Below are 16246 nucleotides of genomic sequence, written 5' to 3'. Positions count from 1 at the left end.
GATCTACTGGTCGCATGGTCCGAAAGATCGCGGGACGCCCGGCGGTGATCACCGGGGCGGCGTCGGGCATCGGCCGCAGCCTCGCCCAGCGACTGTCCCGGCACGGCTCACCGGTGGTCATCGCCGACGTGAACGAGGCCGGGTTGCGGGAGACCGCCGACTCGCTGAACGGCCCGGTGCTGAGCCGGGTGCTCGATGTACGGGACGCGGACGACGTGCGGCTGTTCGCCAAGGAGGTGCAGGACTGGCTGGACCTCCCTCTCGCCGCGGTGTTCAACAACGCCGGCGTGGCCACGTCCACGACCGTGCGGAATTCCGTGCCAGAGGACGACTCCTGGCTGTTCGACATCAACTTCTGGGGTGTCGTGAACGGCACGCGGGCGTTCCTGCCGCAGCTGGTCAAGCAGAACTACGGCGTCATCGTGAACACCTCCAGCGTGTACGGGCTGCTCGGGATGCCGAAGAACAGCGCCTACTGCGCCTCGAAGTTTGCCGTCCGCGGGTTCACCGACTCGCTGCGGCAGGAGTTGCGCGGTACCGGTGTCTCGGCGGTCACCGTGCACCCCGGCGGGATCAGGACCAACATCGTGCGCAACGGGCGCATCCACGCCGAGCTCGACGAGCAGGGCCGATCGCTGGAGCAGATCGCCGCGGACTTCGACAAGATCGCGATGACCACCGCGGACAAGGCGGCCGAGATCATCCACCGCGGGGTCGAACGCGGTAAGGCCCGGATCCTGGTCGGGCCGGACGCGTACGTGTTCGACGCGCTCGCCCGTATCGCCCCGACTTCGTACTTCACCGTGATGGCGCGCATCTTCGAACGGTGAGGCATGATCCACGCCGTGGAATCCTCGACGGAGGTGCGGCGGACCGAGCAGTGGTTCGTCCAGCAGGGCGCGCCGACCATGATCGAGGGGTACGGCTTCCGGTCGCACGTGTTGCCGCGGATGCTGCCCGCGCTGACGTTCGTGGCGGTCGGCAGTCTCGCCTGGCTCGTGCTGCTGCGGTCCACCGGGCTGTCGAAGTGGGTGCTGCTCGGGGTGATCGTCGCGGTGATGGTGTCCGCGTGGATCCTGCTCTCGTCGTTCGTGCGGCGACTGCCGAGCTTTTCGCGGCAGACGACCGGCGTGCTGTTGGTCGTGTACGCGGCGATGCCTGTGATCGTGCCGTTGCTGCAGTACGTGGCCAACGACGAGATCATCACGCCCGGAGCCGAGGGGCCTGACTTCGACTGGTGGGTCGTCCCGCTGTGGTTCGTCACCTTCTTCGGCCTGGCCTTCGTGGCGACCATGCTGGCCACCACCTACGGCCTGGGCGCGTTGCTGAAGGCCGGGATCCGGCACGTGCTCGCCGACCTGCGCAACAGCGTGCACCTGCTCGGCCGGGCGTTGCCGCCGATGCTGTTCGTGACGCTGTTCCTGTTCTTCACCGGTGAGCTGTGGCAGGCGATGAACCAGCTGCGGTGGCCGCGGGTCAGCCTGGTCGTGCTGCTGTTCGCGGCGATCACCGTGCTGGCCGCGGCCGCCCGCCTGCGCGACGAGATCGGCCGGGTCGAGCAGGACCTGCGGCCGGAGATCCTGACCGTCGCGTGCCAGGGCACGCCGCTGTCCGGGGTGGAGATCACCGAACCGTTGCCGCCCAAGCGGTTGAACCCGCGTCAGCAGCGCAACCTGCTGGTCATGCTCGCGATCCGGCAGCTCCTGCAGGCGGCGGTGGTCGGGCTCGGGCTGTACGCGTTCTTCGTGGTGCTCGGCCTGATCGTGGTGACGCCGGCGATCGCCGCGCAGTGGATCGCAGCGGAGCCGGTCATGTCGATCATTCCCGGTGTCCCGTCGGCGATGTTGCGCAACGCCACGTTGTTCGCGGCGTTCGGCAGCATGTACTTCTCGGTGATCTCGATGAGCGACGCCGAGCACCGGCGCCAGTTCTTCGCGCCGGTGCTGGAGAAGGTCGAGCGGACGCTGGAAGTGCGCGCGGTGTACCTGAAGGTCAGAGAGCAGGTTCCGGCCTGAGCAGCGCGTCGCGGCTGGGCGGCGCGCCGAACTGACGCCGGTACTCGCGGCTGAACTGCGACGGGCTGTCGTAGCCGACCCGGTGGCTGACCGTGGTCACGTCCCGGTTGGTGGCGAGCAGCAACCTGGCCTCCTGCAACCGGATCTGCTTCTGGAACTGGATCGGGCTCATCGCCGTGACGGCCTGGAAGTTGCGGTAGAACGCCGACTCGCTCATGCCCGCGATCCGCGCGACGTTCTCGACCTTGAACGACTCGGCGAAGTTCTCGCGGATCCACCTCACCGCCCTGGCGATGTGGCTGAGGCTGCTGTCCCGCGACCCGAGCTGGCGGACCGCGGCGCCCTGTTCGCCGGTCATCACCCGCCAGAGGATCTCCTGCTTGACCAACGGCGCGAGCGCGCGGGCGTCGCGCGGCCGGTCCAGCAGCCGCGCGAGCCTGGTCACGGCGTCGAGCAGCTCCGGGGTGGCGTCACTGACGGCGAGGCCCTCCGGGGTGCCGGGCGTGGCGGGGACGTCGTTGCCCAGCAGCAGGCCGGCCACCGCCTCCGGGCGCAGCACCAGGCCGATGCCGAGCGCGGGTTCGGACGGGCTGATGTCCACGTAACTGCCGGTGATCGGCAGGTCGATCGACGCCACCAGGTACTGGCCGGCGCGGTAGTCGTGCACGCGGTCGCCCAACGCGATGCGTTTGCGGCCCTGGGCGACGAACGCGAGGATCGTGCCGGTCATGCTCGGCGTCGGCGGGCCGCCGAGAGCGGTCCGCGAGACCAGGACGTCCTCGATCGGCGTGGTCAGGTCCGGCCGGGCGTGCTTGGCGAGCAACGCGCGCAGTTCGTCCACGCGGTCGATGCTCCCCGGCGGTGGGACGATCAGGCAAGCCTCCGCGAAACGGGGCGCTCGCCCGGGACAACCCCGGGCGAGCACACCGTCAGGGTCAGCAGCGGCCGCGGGACGTGATCTTCACGGAGCGCGGGTTGGCGGTGGGCATCACCTTGCTGTCCTTCTTCTTCGCCGGAGCGACGAAGCAGTCGACGACGGGAATGCCGCCGACGCCGCTGTAGGTGAGCTCGATCGCCCGCGCCTGGTTGCAGTGGTTGTTGTAGTACACGGTGACGCTCTGGTGGCCGTCGCCCCACGAGATGTTGATGTCTTTGCCGCTGGGCGACGCGCAGGGCGCCGACAAACGGTGCGTGTCGGCGGACGCGGCCGGTGCGGCCAACGCGCCCAGCGCGAGACCGGCGCCGACCATCGCCATGACGATGTTGCGAGACTTCACGTAGTGCCCCCATAACAGGTTTGTTCGGGTTGCCCCTCTGACGTCGGCAACAGTGGGGCACACGCCCAGGACAAACCTAGGATGGATCTTGAATCGGCTGATCGGGGCACGTTGGCCGGCCTGGTCAGCCCCTGAGCCCGTCGACGCCGTGGGCTTCGAGAACCCGGCGCAGCTCGGGGTCGGGCTCGTGGACGATCCGCTGGTAGGCGGGCGGGTGGGTCGGGTGCAGGTCGGTCAGGTCGTGGTCGGCGTCCCAGCCGAGCCACACCTCGTCGTACCAGTCCGGGACGATCTCGTGGGCGTGCCCGAACAGCCGCAGCTTCTCCCGCAGCTCGGCGTCCGTGCGCACGTAGGACAGGTGCCGCAGCCAGATGTCGGTGAGGTGTGGTTCGGCGTCGACGTACCGCGTTTTCGTGAAGCGCGCTCCCCTGCGGACGCCGATCGACGCGGTCAGCCGCTCCGGCGGCTCGACGCGGTGCTCGATCGTCTTCCAGTACGTCTTCAGCCGGACCGAGAGCGCGCGGTGCTCGTCGCGGTGGCAGAGCTCCACCAGTGCGTGCAGGTCGTCGTCCAGCAGGATCTCGTCCGAGTCCAGGCAGAACACCCACTCGCAGTCGTCCAGCGCGTCGAGCCCCGCGTTGCGCGTGTCCTGCTCGCTGTGCCACTCCGCCTCGATCACCTCGATGCGGGGATCCAGCGGCGGGACCGGCGTGAGCGTGGCGGGCGCACCGGACTGGGCGCGGGTGCCGCGCAGGACCACCAGGCGGTCGACGACCTTGAGCAACTGGCCGGCCACGGCGGGGAGGAACCGCCATTCGTTGAGGACCGGAATGGCGGCGCCGAGCTTCATGGTGATCATCCTATCCACTGCTACCGTGCGGGAACGAGGTCGGCGTGGACCCCGCCGGCCCAGCATGGGAAGGGTTGGCTCGATGAGCTTGCTGCGCAGCTACGTGTCGGGTGGATGGCACACGCCAACGGCTGAGGGCGCGCCGTTGCACGACGCCGTGACGGGCGAGGAGATCGCCCGGATCTCGTCCGCGGGTGTCGACATGGGTGCGGCGCTGGCGTACGGCCGTTCGGTGGGCGGTCCCGCGTTGCGTGAGCTCACGTTCCACCAGCGGGCGCAGTTGCTGAAGGCTCTCGGGTTGTACCTGAAGGAGCACAAGGCCGAGCTGTACGCGCTGTCCGCACGTACGGGTGCGACGAAATCCGACTCGTGGATCGACATCGACGGCGGCTTCGGCGTGCTGCTCGGCTACGCGTCGAAGGCCAAGCGCGAGCTGCCGAACGACAAGGTGTACGTCGACGGGGCGTTGGAGCCGTTGGGGCGTGGTGGCACGTTCGTCGGTCAGCACATCTGCACGCCGTTGCGCGGTGTCGCGGTGCAGATCAACGCGTTCAACTTCCCCATGTGGGGTCCGCTGGAGAAGTTCGCGCCGGCGTTCATCGCCGGGGTGCCGTCGTTGATCAAGCCCGCGTCCCAGACGGCGTACGTGACCGAGAAGATGGTCGAGCTGATGCTCGCGTCCGGGCTGCTGCCGGAGGGGTCGTTGCAGCTGGTCTGCGGGTCGGCCGGGGATCTGCTGGACCACCTGACGCCGCAGGACCTGGTCGGGTTCACCGGGTCCGCCTCCACGGCCCAGCACCTGCGCACGCACCAGGCCGTGATCAGGTCCTCGGTGCGGTTCAACGCCGAGGCCGACTCGCTGAACTGCTCGATCCTGGGGCCGGACGCCGTCGCGGGGACGCCGGAGTTCGACCTGTTCGTCGGCCAGCTGGTCGCCGAGATGACCACCAAGGCCGGCCAGAAGTGCACCGCGATCCGGCGTGCGCTGGTGCCGGAGTCGTTGATGGACGCGGTGGCGGAGGCGACGGCGGCGAAGTTGGCCGAGGTCGTGATCGGCAACCCCGCGGACAAGTCCGTGAAGATGGGCGCGCTGGCCGGGCTGGAGCAGCGCGAGGAGGTCCGGCGGTCGCTGAAGGCGTTGCAGGAGAACGCCTCCGTCGTCTACGGCGACGGCGCGCTGTCCCTTGTGGACGCTGATGCCGAGCGCGGTGCGTTCATGTCACCGATGCTGCTGCGCGCCGCCGCCGACGCCGTGCAGCCGCACGAGGTCGAGGCGTTCGGCCCGGTGTCGACGCTGATGCCGTACTCGTCGGTGGACGACGCCGTCGAGTTGGCGGCGAGGGGTTCCGGTTCGCTGGTCGGCTCGATCGTCTCGGCGGACACCGACTTCGTGCGCGACGTGGTGATCGGCGTGGCGCCGTGGCACGGCCGGTTGCTGGTGCTGGACCGCGACGACGCCGGTGAGTCGACCGGGCACGGGTCGCCGTTGCCGATGCTGGTGCACGGCGGACCTGGCCGGGCGGGCGGTGGCGAGGAGATGGGTGGCATGCGCGGCGTGCTGCACCACATGCAGCGCACGGCCGTGCAGGGCAGCCCGAAGGCGTTGGCGGCGGTCACGAACCGCTGGGTCGCCGGCGCGCCGCGCAACGAGGGCACGGTGCACCCGTTCCGCAAGACGCTGGCCGAGCTCCGGCTGGGCGACACCGTCGTGGCCGGGCCGCGCGAGGTGACGCTGGAGGACATCGAGCACTTCGCGACGTTCACCGGCGACACCTTCTACGCGCACATGGACGAGGAAGCCGCGACGGCGAACCCGTTCTTCGGCGGCCGCGTCGCGCACGGCTACCTGGTGGTGTCCTTCGCGGCGGGCCTGTTCGTGTCGCCGGAGCCCGGGCCGGTGCTGGCCAACTACGGGCTGGAGAACCTGCGGTTCGTCACGCCCACGTTCCCCGGTGACCAGTTGACCGTGACCCTGACGGCCAAGCAGATCACGCCGCGCGAGGACCAGGAGTACGGCGAGGTGCGCTGGGACGCGGACGTGACGAACCAGAAGGGCGAATCGGTCGCGAAGTACGACGTGTTGACGTTGGTGACCAAGAGCTAAACCATGAACGGCGCTTTTGTGGACCCCAGGTCCACAAAAGCGCCGTTCATGGTCAGCGGCACTAGCGCGGTTCGCGGCGGGGCAGGGGCTTGGTGGCAGGCCCCTCCAGCACTTCGCCGTCCACGTCGAAGCGCGAGCCGTGGCACGGGCAGTCCCAGCTGCGTTCGGCCGCGTTGAACCGCACCAGGCAGCCGAGGTGCGTGCAGCGCAGCGACACGGCGTGCAGCTGGCCGTCCGCGTCGCGGTAGACGCCGGTCTTGCCCAGGCCGTCGCGGATCACGTGGGCGTGGTCGCGCGGCAGGTTCTCGCTGGAGGTGGCGTCGGCCGGCACCACGCGGTCGCCGACGAACTCCGCCGCGACCTCGGCGTTCTTCCTCACCAGCTCCGGCAGGGACTTCAGCGAGAAGCGGTGCGGGCTAAAGCGGTCGGCGAGGTCGTTCGGCTTGTCGGTGACCAGGTCGGCCAGCAGCGAGGCGGCGAACGTGCCGCTGGTCAGGCCCCACTTCATGTAGCCGGTGGCGGTGAACAGGGCGGTGTTGCCCGGGGTGTAGCTCCCGATCATCGGCAGGTGGTCGTAGGCCGTGGGGTCCTGGGCGGACCAGCGGTGGGTGATCTCCCGCACCTGCCAGTGCCTGCGGGCGAAGTCCTCCAGGCGGCGGAACGGTTCCACGGCGGACTTGCCGGTCGGGTGGCTCTGCCCGGCGAGGATCAGCTTGTCCTCGTGGGCGGAGACGGACCAGGACGGGCTGCCGGTGCTGATCGCCAGCGCGGTGGGCGGCTCGGCGACGCGGGCGGCGACGCAGTAGGCGCGGGTCAGTTCCATGCGGGCGAAGTAGAGGCCGCGATCCAGGGTGGGGAAGTGGGTGGCGATCACGATCTTCGCGGCCTCGACCTGACCGTCCTGTGTGGACACCCGGTTGCCGGTCACGTCCAGCACGCGGCTGTGTTCGTGGACCGCGCAGCCGTTGCCCTCGATCGCCGCGGCGAGGCCGAGCAGGTACTTGACCGGGTGCAGCGCGATCTGGTCGTCCAGGCGGACGGCCGCGTGCACCTCGAAGGGCAGGTCGACGTCGGTGCTCGCCCGCACCGGCAGGCCGACCTGGCGGGCCGCGATCAGCTCGTGGTCGACGTCGCCGACCTCGGACTCGGTGTAGGCGTAGGTGACGGCCGGGCCGCGGCGCAGGTCGCAGGCGATGTTCTCGGTCCTGACCAGGTCGGCTACCTGGGCGACGGCGGACACGGAGGCGGTGGCGTAGTCGGTGGCGGCGGCCAGGCCGTGGGTGCGGCGGATCTGGGAGTACACGGTCGACTGGAGAGCGGTCACCTTGGCGGTGTTGTTGCCGGACACGCCCGAGGCCACGCGGTCGGCCTCCAGCACGACGACCCGCAGGCCGCGGCGCTTGAGCAGCAACGCGGTGGTGAGACCGGTGATGCCGCCGCCCACCACCGCCACGTCGAACGTGTGCGCGCCGGTCAGGGGTGGGCGCGGCGTCGCGGGCAGCGCGGAGAGCCAGAGCGACTGATCGGCCGTGGTGGTCATGGCGGCCGGATACCCGGCGTCCGGAATGGGTATGCGGCGGGCATGGGTGAGCACCGGGTAGTCGTCGTCGGTGGCGGGTTCGGCGGGCTGGGCGTCGTGCGCGGGTTGAAGCGCGCGGACGTCGAGGTCACGTTGATCGACCGCACCAACCACCATCTGTTCCAGCCGTTGCTCTACCAGGTGGCGACAGCGTTGCTGCCCACCGGGGACATCGCGCCGGCGTTCCGCGCGATCCTGCGCAAACAACGCAACGCGCGGGTGTTGCTGGGCGAGGTGACCGGGTTCGACACGACGAGCAAACGGGTCCACGTGGACCTGCCGGACGGCACGTCGAAGACCGTCGGATACGACACGCTCGTGGTGGCGGCCGGATCGCGGGACAGCTACTTCGGGCACGACGACTGGGCCGAGTCCGCGCCGCCGATGAAGACGCTGGAACAGGCGGTGAACCTGCGTTCGAGGCTGTTGCGGGCGTTCGAGACGGCGGTGATGTCCGACGAGCCCAAGCAGTGGCTGTCGTTCGCGGTCGTCGGGGCGGGGCCGACGGGGGTCGAACTCGCCGGGCAGCTCGCGGACCTGGCGCGCAGGGCGTTGAAGGGACAGTTCCGGGAGATCGACCCGCGTGACGTCCGGATCACGCTGCTGGACGCCGTGCCGCACGTGCTGCCGCCGTTCTCCCCGCCGCTGCGCGAGCACACCCGCGTGAAGCTGGAGCGGCTCGGCGTGACGGTGATGACGAACGCCATGGTGGAGTCGATCGACGAGGAGGGCCTCACCACCAAGGACGGTGACCGGGTCGAGGCACGGACGATCATCTGGGCCGCCGGTGTGCAGGCCTCGCCGCTGGCGCGCAAGCTCGCCGAGGCGACGGAGACCGACGTGGACCGCAAGGGCCGGATCCTGGTGAATCCCGCGGACTGCTCGGTCGCCCGCGACGTCTACGCGATCGGCGACATGGTCAACCTGAACGACCTGCCGGGCATCGCCGAGCCCGCCATCCAGGAGGGCCACCACGTCGCCCGCGTCATCAAGGCACGCCTGCGCGGCCGCGAAACCAAGCCCTTCAGGTACCTCGACCTCGGCACGATGGCGACGATCTCCCCCGGCGACGCCGTCGCGGACATCAAGAAGCTGCGGCTGAAGGGGCTCATCGGCAAGGCGGCCTGGGCGGTCGTGCACATCGCGTTCCTGGTCGGCTGGCGCAACCGCGCCGCGGTGCTCACGCAGTGGGCGTGGAACATCCTCACCGGCCGCCGCGCGCAGCCGATCATTCTGGAACCGATGCAGGCGATAGAGCGGAAATAGCGGCGCGGCCACCGCAAAAGGTTTGGCCGGGGGTAACCACGAGGCGTGAACACGGAGTTTCTGGGCATCTACCTCAACGACCACCTGGCCGGGGCGATGGCGGGCACCGAGCTCGCCCGCCGCATCGGCCGCACCCACCCCGAACTGCGCGTCCTCGCCGGCGACATCGAGGCCGACCGCCAGGAACTGCTCGAGGTCATGAAGGAGCTCGGCATCGAGTGGCGTCCGCACAAGGCCGCGATCGGCTGGCTCACCGAGAAGGCGGGCAGGCTCAAGCTCAACGGCCGGCTGCTCGGCCGGTCACCACTGAGCGACGTCCTCGAACTGGAGACGCTGCACGTCGGCATCGAGGGCAAGGCCGCGATGTGGCGGGCGCTGCAGGCGATCGGGGCCGTCGACGCGGGGCGGCTGGAGCGCCTGCTGCACCGGGCGGCCAGCCAGGCGGAGCTCGTCGAGGCCTACCGGATCCGCATCGCGCCCAAGGCGTTCAACGCGCCGCAGGTGTCCGGCGTCGAGGTCGAGCGCACGTTCACCGTCGCGTCCTCACCCGAGGGCGTCGTCGAGTACCTGCGTGACTTCTCCCGCGCCGAGCAGTGGGATCCGGGCACCGTGACCTGCACGCGCCTCGACGAGGGACCGGTCGAGGTCGGCTCGCGCTGGCGCAACGTGTCGACGTTCCTCGGCCGCAAGACCGAACTGGTCTACGAGCTGACCCGCGAGGACGCGCACAGCCTGCAGTTCGTCGGCCGCAACGACACCGCCACCTCGACGGACGACATCTCGATCACCGCGGGACCGGCGCCTGGCACGACCCGGATCGGCTACCACGCCCACGTCGAGTTCAACGGGCTCGCGAAGCTCGGGGCGCCCGTGGCGAAGCTGGCGCTCGAGAAGCTCGGCACCGACACCGAACGCAACCTCATCCGGGTGCTCGGCGCCGTGAGGTGATCGGGGCCGAGCGGTAAAGGGAACGGAAAACCGCAGGTCAGACTGGATTCCCCGGTTTGGGCGTGATCCCTAGACTCCCTCGCGCCGGTTCGTGAGACAGGCCTTCCTCCTGTCCGCTCCGGCTAGGACGCAGAGGGAGAACTGGGGTGTTCGAACACAACGTCACCAGGCGCGGCTTCGTCACGGGCGCGGCGGCCGTCGCCGGTCTCGCCGGCCTGTCGACCATCGCTCCTGGACTGGCCGGTGCCGCTCCGCAGACGAACGACCAGCACACCGAAGCCGAGATGGCCCCCGCCGTCGGAGCGCTCGCGATGATGACGTTCCAGAAGATCGACGGCACGCCGGTCTACTACTGGCGCTCCAACCGCGGCAACACGACCGCCCGCAACTGGCAGGCCACCGACGCGTTCTACAACGCGCTCGTCGCCTGGATCCGGGACCTGCGCTCGCTCTCGTCGAGCTACGGCTCGATCAGCTACATCGTCTCGGCCGGGTTCTACGTCGACAAGCCCGGCCAGCACGGCGCCGGCACCGCGATGGACCTCGACCACGTGCGCTGGTCCGGCGGCAACACCATCTCGCCGCTCGACCAGGCCCACGCGTCGTCCAACGCGGCGATCCGCAAGCGCTACCTCGCGACGGAGGCCGTGTGCCGCCGCCGGTTCCGGTACGTGCTCGACGGCTGGTACAACGCCGACCACCACGACCACATCCACTCCGACTTCGGTGGCATGCCGGTCCGCGTGCTGAAGGACTCCGAGTCCGACACCAAGTTCGTCCAGGCCGTGTGCAACAACTTCCGCGGCTCGGGCCTCGCGATCGACGGCATCTGGGGCACCAACACGCAGAACGCGTTCAACGGCCTCAAGTCGGCACTGGGCGTGACCGGAGACCCGCACACCAGTTCCTCGGTGTGGCAGTCGATGTGTTCGAAGATCGCCACCAAGGGCTTCGCGAACCAGAACATCTGATCCGCGCGAACGAGAACGGCAAGGCCGGAGCCCGATTCTCCTGGGGCTCCGGCCTTGCCGTGCGAGGGCTGGTCGTTGCTTACCTGGGGCACTTCTTCCAGGCGAAGTGGTACAGGGTCGAGAACGAGACGTCGGTCGAGTCCATGGTCAGGAAGCTGGTCTTCTTCGCGTCGGACGTGCCCTTGTCCACCCGCAGTTCGGTGTTGACGTTGAAGTTTCGCCTCTCGCCGCACGGGTGGTAGATGATGGAGGCGACGGGGGTCTGGTGCGTGACCTGCCAGTTGTCGCTCATCCCACCGTTCAGGGTCTTCGAGCGCTGGTCGGTGTCCGACATTCCCTGGAAGTAATAGCTCGCCTTCACGGTGCCCTTCGCTCCGCGCTGCAGGTCGCCGAAGCCTCTGTAGTCGGCCTGCGCGATTCCGTAGGTGAATCCACCCGGCACGTTGACCTTGAGGTTGAGCTGGCAGTTCTTGCGGAAATCGGTGGGTTTCGCCTGCGGGCCGACCTGGGCCAGGTACTCGCTGTAGGTCACCGTGAATGCTTTGTTGTCAGGGGAGACGGCCACGGCGGCGGTGCCGAGGCGGCAGCCGGAGCCGTTGACGGTGACGACGTCGATGGTGATCTGACCGGTCGGAGGCGGATCGTCGGCCGGTGGAATGACGATGGTGGACAGAGCCAAGCCGGCCGCAGCCAACGTGCTAATCATGGGGACACACCTTTCCGAATGTGCTCCAACATGTCGGGCGGCGTGATATGAGACCGTATCGGAAAGGGTGTTAACGAACGTCCGCCAACTAGAGCAACATTGCTGGTCGCGACCGCACTGGAATGTGTTCAGACCATTTGTGACTTTTTGTGTTCGATCGGTTACCGCACTAATGGCCGAGTCAAAACGGACGTCGGTCAATCACTGTCCATACCGAAAGAACGCCATTCAGAAACACAATGCTCCTGGCCTTGCGGCGAATGTAACACGCGCCGAACGGAGTAGCGGGGGCCGGCGCGGCCGAAATCAATTGGTGAAGTGTCCACACTCGTGAACCCGCTGCACGACAAGGGCGCGTCCACTGATGGACGCGCCCTTGTGGGTGAAACTGGTGGTGAAGCGGTTTATCGCTGGTTGCCGCCGCCCATCGAGCCGCCGAGGCCGAACAGGATGCGCTGGATGAGCTCGGGATCGACGTCCGGCTCGTCGCCCAGCGCCTCGGCCGCGGGGGAGCGGCGCTTCTCACGCCGGGGCAGCGGCACCGCGTTGGCGTTCACGCCGGTCGGCAGCGCGAGCTCGCACCAGATCAGCTTGATGCCGCCGGCGAGTTGCAGCTCTCCGGTGCGCAGATCGGGCGAGGTGGGCGGCATCGTGAACCGGGCGGCTTCGAGCTCGATGACGAGGTAGTCGCCGCTCAGCCTCAGTCGCAGGGTGATCAGGCGCGACGTCTTGGGGTCGGCGGACTCGATCGCTGCCTCCACCAGCGCGCAGGCGACGGCCGAGCACTCGCCGATCATGTTTCGCAGCCGCCATTCACCGAGCGTGAAGCGGACGAACAGATCAGCGCAGTTCACCGCGGTGGGCAGCGCGATGAGTGTCAGGTCGTCAACCTGTGCGGTCTGGGCGTTCACCGGCATGCAGCCTCCGTTCGCGTGCGGCGCGCGATCCAGCGACGGTCACCCGAATGGCCGTCGCGGTGTGCGGGAATCTACATGGGTATACGCGGGAAGCAATGGCCTGGTTGACTCACCCGTCAAAAGTCACGTCCGGGTCACGGCGGGAGGCCCCGGCGCTCACTGTGGGTAGAACGCCGGGCGCGCTCCGTGATCATTTTCGCTCAGCATCGCTTCCAGGCGAACTGGTAGCGGGTGTTGACGCTGCCGTCGGTCGAGTCCATGGACACGAACGCCGGCTGTTGCGAGGGGTTCGTGGACACGCGGACCTCGGTGTTCACGTTGAGGTTCCGCACCATGCCGCACGGCGCGAAGACGATCTCCGCGACGGGGGTGGAGTCGGTGAACTGCCAGTTGTCGCTCAGGGGGCTGGCGATGTTGTGCGTGATCTGGGCGGTCGAGGACGAGCCGGAGAAGTAGTAGCTGGCGCGTTGCATGCCCTTCGCGCCCCTGGGTAACGAGGCGAATCCTCTGTAGTCGGCCTTCGCGATCCCGTAGGTGAAGCCCTGCGGGTAGTGCACGCGGAGGTTCAGCTGGCAGTTCTTGCGGAAGTCGGTCGGGGCCGATCCGGAACCCGCCTGGGCCGTGTAGTCGCTGTAGGTGACCGTGAATGACGTGTTGTCATCGGAGACCGCGACGGCGGCAGTTCCGGCGGGGCATCCGGAACCGTTGACCGTCACGACGTCGACGGTGATTTTCCCGGGGGGAACGACATCCGCGGCGCTCGGCGCCTCGGGGGCGACGAGGAGCGACAGTGCCAAGCCCGTTGCTGCAATCACGCTGAGCATGAGGCGCCTTCCATTTCGGGGGATGGATGGCGGCGGAGTGGTGTGGACATTATCTTAAATGGACTTAAGGCGTGGACAGCCGACCGGGCGAACTTAAATATATTTAAAACGGATTAATCGTCTGAATGGTGGATTGGCGACGGCGGGTGGTCGGCTAACTTCGTGTCAGATCGAAAAAACGATCACACCGACCATCACTGAATACGCTGGTCCCCACACCTGGCGCCGAGAGCCCCGGCTGATCCACCTCGTAACACCGGTGTGGGAAGGCAAGCGCGCACTGCTCATCGGGTTCCTCCCTCCTGCTCGGAACTCGGTGGTGCGGCAGCGGTGCCGCGCAGCCGGCCGGTGCCCGCCGGCGGCGTCGGACCCGTCCCACGGTCCGATCGCCGCCGGCGGTGTTCTTTTTTCCGGCCCTGCGAACCCAGGGCCCTACTGCCTCCGGAGCCTCAATTGCACGCGCGCCCCACCCAGCGGCCCGCGGTCGACGTGGAGAGAGCCACCAGTGCTTTCCGCGGCGCGGCGGGCGATGTCGAGCCCCAGCCCGGTGGAGCCACCACCGCTGGCGCCGCGCCGCACCGCCTGTTCGGTGTCGGCGATGCCGGGACCGGCGTCCTCGACCACGAGCGCCACCAGATCGGCCTGGTGCACCAGGGTCACGGCGAACCGGGTGCCCTCCGGGGTGTAGCGGAAGACGTTGCCCAGCAACGCGTCCAGCGCGGCGGTGAGGTCGGTGCGGGCGAGTGGCACATGCGCGGGCTTGTCGGCGCCGCGGACGGTCCACGGCCGTTCCTGGTCGTCGGCGAGCGCGGACCAGAACACCAGCCGGTCGCGGACGACGCTCGCCGCGTCGGTGCCGGTGTGGTCGGGCTGCAGTCCCGAGCGGGCCGCCTTGATGATCTCGTCGACCTCCCTCTCGAGGCCCTGGACGGCCTCTCGGACGCGGTCCGCCCCAACACCCCTGCCGAGGGTGTCCGCGTCCAGGAGAAGGGCTGTGAGAGGCGTTCTGAGGCGGTGCGAGAGATCAGCGACGACCTCGCGTTCGGAAGCGAGCAGGTACCGGACGCGTTCGGCCATGGCGTTGAACGCCTTGCCGACCTCGGCGAGTTCGGGCGGCCCCTTGACCGGGACTCGCGCGCTGAGGTCGCCCTGGCCCATCCGGCGGGCGCCCTCCGCGAGCGTGCGGGTGGCCTTGACGGCTCGCGCGCCGAGACGGTCGGCGACGAACACCGAACCGGCGACGAGGCCGACGGCCACCCCCGCCAGCAGCCACCACGTGCCGATCACGCCGTGGGTCAGCTGTTCGTGCGGAACGAACGCCTCGATGATCGCGACCCCGCTGGCACTGGTGGCCAGCGGCTGGAGATAGGAGATGCCATCGGGCCGCTCGACCGTGGACGCCCTGGCGAGGTTGCGCGCTTCCTCGAGGTTGGCGCCGGTGATGTGCGAAGTGCCGTAGGTACCGGCGGGCACGGCGATGTGCACGGCGAGCCGCTGCTGCGTGCCGTACGCGGTGGTCCTCATCGCCTGGCGGATGTCCGCGGGTTTCTGGGAGATCACCAGCGCCGGGATGAGCGCGTTGGCCTGCTTCTCGGCCTCGCCGAGTGCGCGCTCGTACGCCGCGTTCTTGACGACGAGAGCGAGTGGGATGAGGAAGGCCAGCGCCACCATGCTGGTCGCCGCGAGAGCGACCAGCACCAGTGACCGCCTCATCTCGGCGCGACCAGACGCACGCCGACGCCGCGCACCGTGTGCAGATAACGCGGCTGCGCGGCCCGTTCACCGAGTTTGCGGCGCAGCCACGACAGGTGGACGTCGAGCGTCTGGTCATCGCGGTTGGACGGCCACAGGTTGGCCAGCAGCTCGGCTCGCGGCACCACTTCCCCCTGCCGTGCCGCGAGGTAGGACAACAGCTCGAACTCCTTGTGCGTCAAGGAGAGCTCCTGACCGTCCACAGTGGCCTTGCGCAGGTTCACGTCGATCTCCAGGCCGCCGATGACGAGTTGCTTGCTGTCGCGCGCCCTTCTGAGCACGGCCTGCAGCCGGGCCTCGAGGTGCTCGCTGGAGAAGGGTTTGACGAGGTAGTCGTCGGCGCCGGCGTTGAGCAGCCGGATGATCTCGGCCTCGTCGTCGCGGGCGGTCGCGATGACCACCGGGGTGTTCGTGACGCCTCGGATCATCCGAAGCGCGTCACCGCCGTCGAGGTCGGGCAGCCCGAGGTCGAGCACCACGACGTCGTAGTTGTTGGCGGTGACTTCGCGCAAAGCCTCGATCGCGAGCGCGACACCGTGCACGATGTGCCCCTGGCCGGTGAGAGCGCGCGTGATCGCCGCTCGCACCACCGGGTCGTCCTCGACCAGCAGTACTGATGCCATGAGCCGCTACAGGAGGATTGCCGCAGTGAGACGGTCGATCGGATACCTGGTCGCCTGGGCGTTGGTGACCATGGTCGCGGTCGGCCTGTCCTGGTTCGGCATCCGGTCGGCGATGGAACCCGCTCCCGTGCCCGCGGCGGAGGTCACGACGGGTTCGGCCGTGCTGCCGATGCCGACCGTCACCGCGCCCGCCGCCCCGGTCACCGAGACCGGTTCCTCGATCGGTTCGCCGCCTGTCACGCCTTCGTCCACCAGGCCTCCTGTGGTCAGTTCCGCTGTTCCGGCTCCTCCCAGTAGTACGGATGGACGTCCCACCTCGGCTCAACTTTCCCAGGGGGAATGGCAACAGGACGGTTCCTACGTCCACGTCTTCCATCTGCGCGGCGGTGACGTGGTCGTGCGGTACCGCACGAC

At 68.7% G+C, this 16246-nt stretch carries 15 protein-coding genes and 1 pseudogene; 7 read left to right on the top strand and 9 right to left on the bottom strand.

Going from position 1 to position 16246, the window contains the following annotated elements; translation table 11 throughout:
- The first annotated feature begins 14 nt into the window (after window positions 1–14).
- Complete coding sequence (locus B0F77_RS29815) at window positions 15–830, top strand: SDR family NAD(P)-dependent oxidoreductase (RefSeq protein ID WP_086666326.1); 816 nt, start codon at window positions 15–17, stop codon at window positions 828–830.
- A 15-nt stretch (window positions 831–845) separates the two neighbouring features.
- On the top strand, window positions 846–2015 hold the full coding sequence (locus tag B0F77_RS29810) for a hypothetical protein (RefSeq protein ID WP_143466965.1): 1170 nt from the start codon (window positions 846–848) through the stop codon (window positions 2013–2015).
- On the opposite strand, the gene B0F77_RS29805 is transcribed toward B0F77_RS29810, so the two are convergent.
- From B0F77_RS29805 to B0F77_RS29795, 3 genes are all read right to left on the bottom strand, one after another.
- Complete coding sequence (locus tag B0F77_RS29805; protein ID WP_211294124.1) at window positions 1993–2856, bottom strand: AraC family transcriptional regulator; 864 nt, start codon at window positions 2854–2856, stop codon at window positions 1993–1995. The two genes, B0F77_RS29810 and B0F77_RS29805, sit on opposite strands and share 23 nt — an antisense overlap.
- Window positions 2857–2950: 94 nt before the next feature.
- Window positions 2951–3292: a hypothetical protein gene (locus B0F77_RS29800; RefSeq protein WP_086666324.1), complete on the bottom strand. Its 342-nt coding sequence runs from the start codon at window positions 3290–3292 to the stop codon at window positions 2951–2953.
- A gap of 124 nt (window positions 3293–3416) precedes the next feature.
- A complete protein-coding gene (locus tag B0F77_RS29795; protein ID WP_158102857.1) occupies window positions 3417–4142 on the bottom strand; it encodes a glycosyltransferase in 726 nt (241 codons plus the stop codon).
- A gap of 82 nt (window positions 4143–4224) precedes the next feature.
- On the opposite strand from B0F77_RS29795, the gene paaZ reads away from it, so the two are divergent.
- The gene (paaZ, locus tag B0F77_RS29790; protein ID WP_086666322.1) at window positions 4225–6246 is read left to right on the top strand and encodes a phenylacetic acid degradation bifunctional protein PaaZ; all 2022 of its coding nucleotides are present in this window, start codon (window positions 4225–4227) and stop codon (window positions 6244–6246) included.
- Window positions 6247–6307: 61 nt separating this feature from the next.
- Here the strand turns inward: paaZ and B0F77_RS29785 are convergent, their stop codons facing one another.
- Entirely contained in the window at window positions 6308–7786 is a 1479-nt protein-coding gene (locus B0F77_RS29785) for an FAD-dependent oxidoreductase (protein ID WP_158102856.1), read from the bottom strand.
- A gap of 42 nt (window positions 7787–7828) precedes the next feature.
- Between B0F77_RS29785 and B0F77_RS29780 the strand changes: the two genes are divergently transcribed.
- The 3 genes from B0F77_RS29780 to B0F77_RS29765 all read left to right on the top strand — a co-directional run bounded on the left by B0F77_RS29780 (window position 7829) and on the right by B0F77_RS29765 (window position 11010).
- A complete protein-coding gene (locus B0F77_RS29780) occupies window positions 7829–9091 on the top strand; it encodes an NAD(P)/FAD-dependent oxidoreductase (RefSeq protein WP_086666320.1) in 1263 nt (420 codons plus the stop codon).
- Between the two features lie 45 nt (window positions 9092–9136).
- The gene (locus tag B0F77_RS50040; RefSeq protein WP_245848817.1) at window positions 9137–10039 is read left to right on the top strand and encodes an SRPBCC family protein; all 903 of its coding nucleotides are present in this window, start codon (window positions 9137–9139) and stop codon (window positions 10037–10039) included.
- Window positions 10040–10185: 146 nt separating this feature from the next.
- Window positions 10186–11010 (top strand): extensin family protein, encoded by an 825-nt coding sequence (locus tag B0F77_RS29765; RefSeq protein ID WP_086666319.1) that lies wholly within the window; start codon window positions 10186–10188, stop codon window positions 11008–11010.
- A gap of 79 nt (window positions 11011–11089) precedes the next feature.
- On the opposite strand, the gene B0F77_RS29760 is transcribed toward B0F77_RS29765, so the two are convergent.
- From B0F77_RS29760 to B0F77_RS29740, 5 genes are all read right to left on the bottom strand, one after another.
- Window positions 11090–11716, bottom strand: a complete 627-nt coding sequence (locus B0F77_RS29760; protein WP_086666318.1) for a DUF4360 domain-containing protein — start codon at window positions 11714–11716, stop codon at window positions 11090–11092.
- Between the two features lie 404 nt (window positions 11717–12120).
- Entirely contained in the window at window positions 12121–12633 is a 513-nt protein-coding gene (locus tag B0F77_RS29755) for an ATP-binding protein (RefSeq protein WP_342746848.1), read from the bottom strand.
- A 200-nt stretch (window positions 12634–12833) separates the two neighbouring features.
- Window positions 12834–13457, bottom strand: a complete 624-nt coding sequence (locus B0F77_RS29750; protein WP_086666317.1) for a DUF4360 domain-containing protein — start codon at window positions 13455–13457, stop codon at window positions 12834–12836.
- A 432-nt stretch (window positions 13458–13889) separates the two neighbouring features.
- Window positions 13890–15170, bottom strand: coding sequence for a HAMP domain-containing sensor histidine kinase (locus tag B0F77_RS29745; RefSeq protein WP_086666316.1), 1281 nt, complete (start codon window positions 15168–15170; stop codon window positions 13890–13892).
- A complete protein-coding gene (locus B0F77_RS29740; RefSeq protein WP_086666315.1) occupies window positions 15167–15832 on the bottom strand; it encodes a response regulator transcription factor in 666 nt (221 codons plus the stop codon). Before B0F77_RS29740 ends, B0F77_RS29745 begins: the two co-directional genes overlap by 4 nt.
- Before the next feature lie 25 nt (window positions 15833–15857).
- Between B0F77_RS29740 and B0F77_RS49255 the strand changes: the two are divergent.
- Window positions 15858–16246, top strand: a pseudogene (locus B0F77_RS49255) (hypothetical protein); the annotation flags it as partial.

It is taken from the genome of Lentzea kentuckyensis (assembly GCF_002150765.1).
In the GTDB taxonomy this organism is placed as follows: Bacteria; Actinomycetota; Actinomycetes; order Mycobacteriales; family Pseudonocardiaceae; genus Lentzea; species Lentzea kentuckyensis.
Note: the sequence above shows the minus strand (reverse complement) of the source record. Positions and strands in the feature narration are given on the sequence as shown.

What these genes read in the sequence shown, in the direction of transcription:
- B0F77_RS29815 (WP_086666326.1), top strand. Translation starts at nt 15, where the DNA reads ATGGTCCGAAAGATCGCGGGACGCCCGGCGGTGATCACCGGGGCGGCG.
- B0F77_RS29795 (WP_158102857.1), bottom strand. Translation starts at nt 4,142, where the DNA reads ATGAAGCTCGGCGCCGCCATTCCGGTCCTCAACGAATGGCGGTTCCTC.
- paaZ (WP_086666322.1), top strand. Translation starts at nt 4,225, where the DNA reads ATGAGCTTGCTGCGCAGCTACGTGTCGGGTGGATGGCACACGCCAACG.
- B0F77_RS29785 (WP_158102856.1), bottom strand. Translation starts at nt 7,786, where the DNA reads ATGACCACCACGGCCGATCAGTCGCTCTGGCTCTCCGCGCTGCCCGCG.
- B0F77_RS29780 (WP_086666320.1), top strand. Translation starts at nt 7,829, where the DNA reads ATGGGTGAGCACCGGGTAGTCGTCGTCGGTGGCGGGTTCGGCGGGCTG.
- B0F77_RS29760 (WP_086666318.1), bottom strand. Translation starts at nt 11,716, where the DNA reads ATGATTAGCACGTTGGCTGCGGCCGGCTTGGCTCTGTCCACCATCGTC.
- B0F77_RS29755 (WP_342746848.1), bottom strand. Translation starts at nt 12,633, where the DNA reads ATGCCGGTGAACGCCCAGACCGCACAGGTTGACGACCTGACACTCATC.
- B0F77_RS29750 (WP_086666317.1), bottom strand. Translation starts at nt 13,457, where the DNA reads ATGCTCAGCGTGATTGCAGCAACGGGCTTGGCACTGTCGCTCCTCGTC.
- B0F77_RS29745 (WP_086666316.1), bottom strand. Translation starts at nt 15,170, where the DNA reads ATGAGGCGGTCACTGGTGCTGGTCGCTCTCGCGGCGACCAGCATGGTG.
- B0F77_RS29740 (WP_086666315.1), bottom strand. Translation starts at nt 15,832, where the DNA reads ATGGCATCAGTACTGCTGGTCGAGGACGACCCGGTGGTGCGAGCGGCG.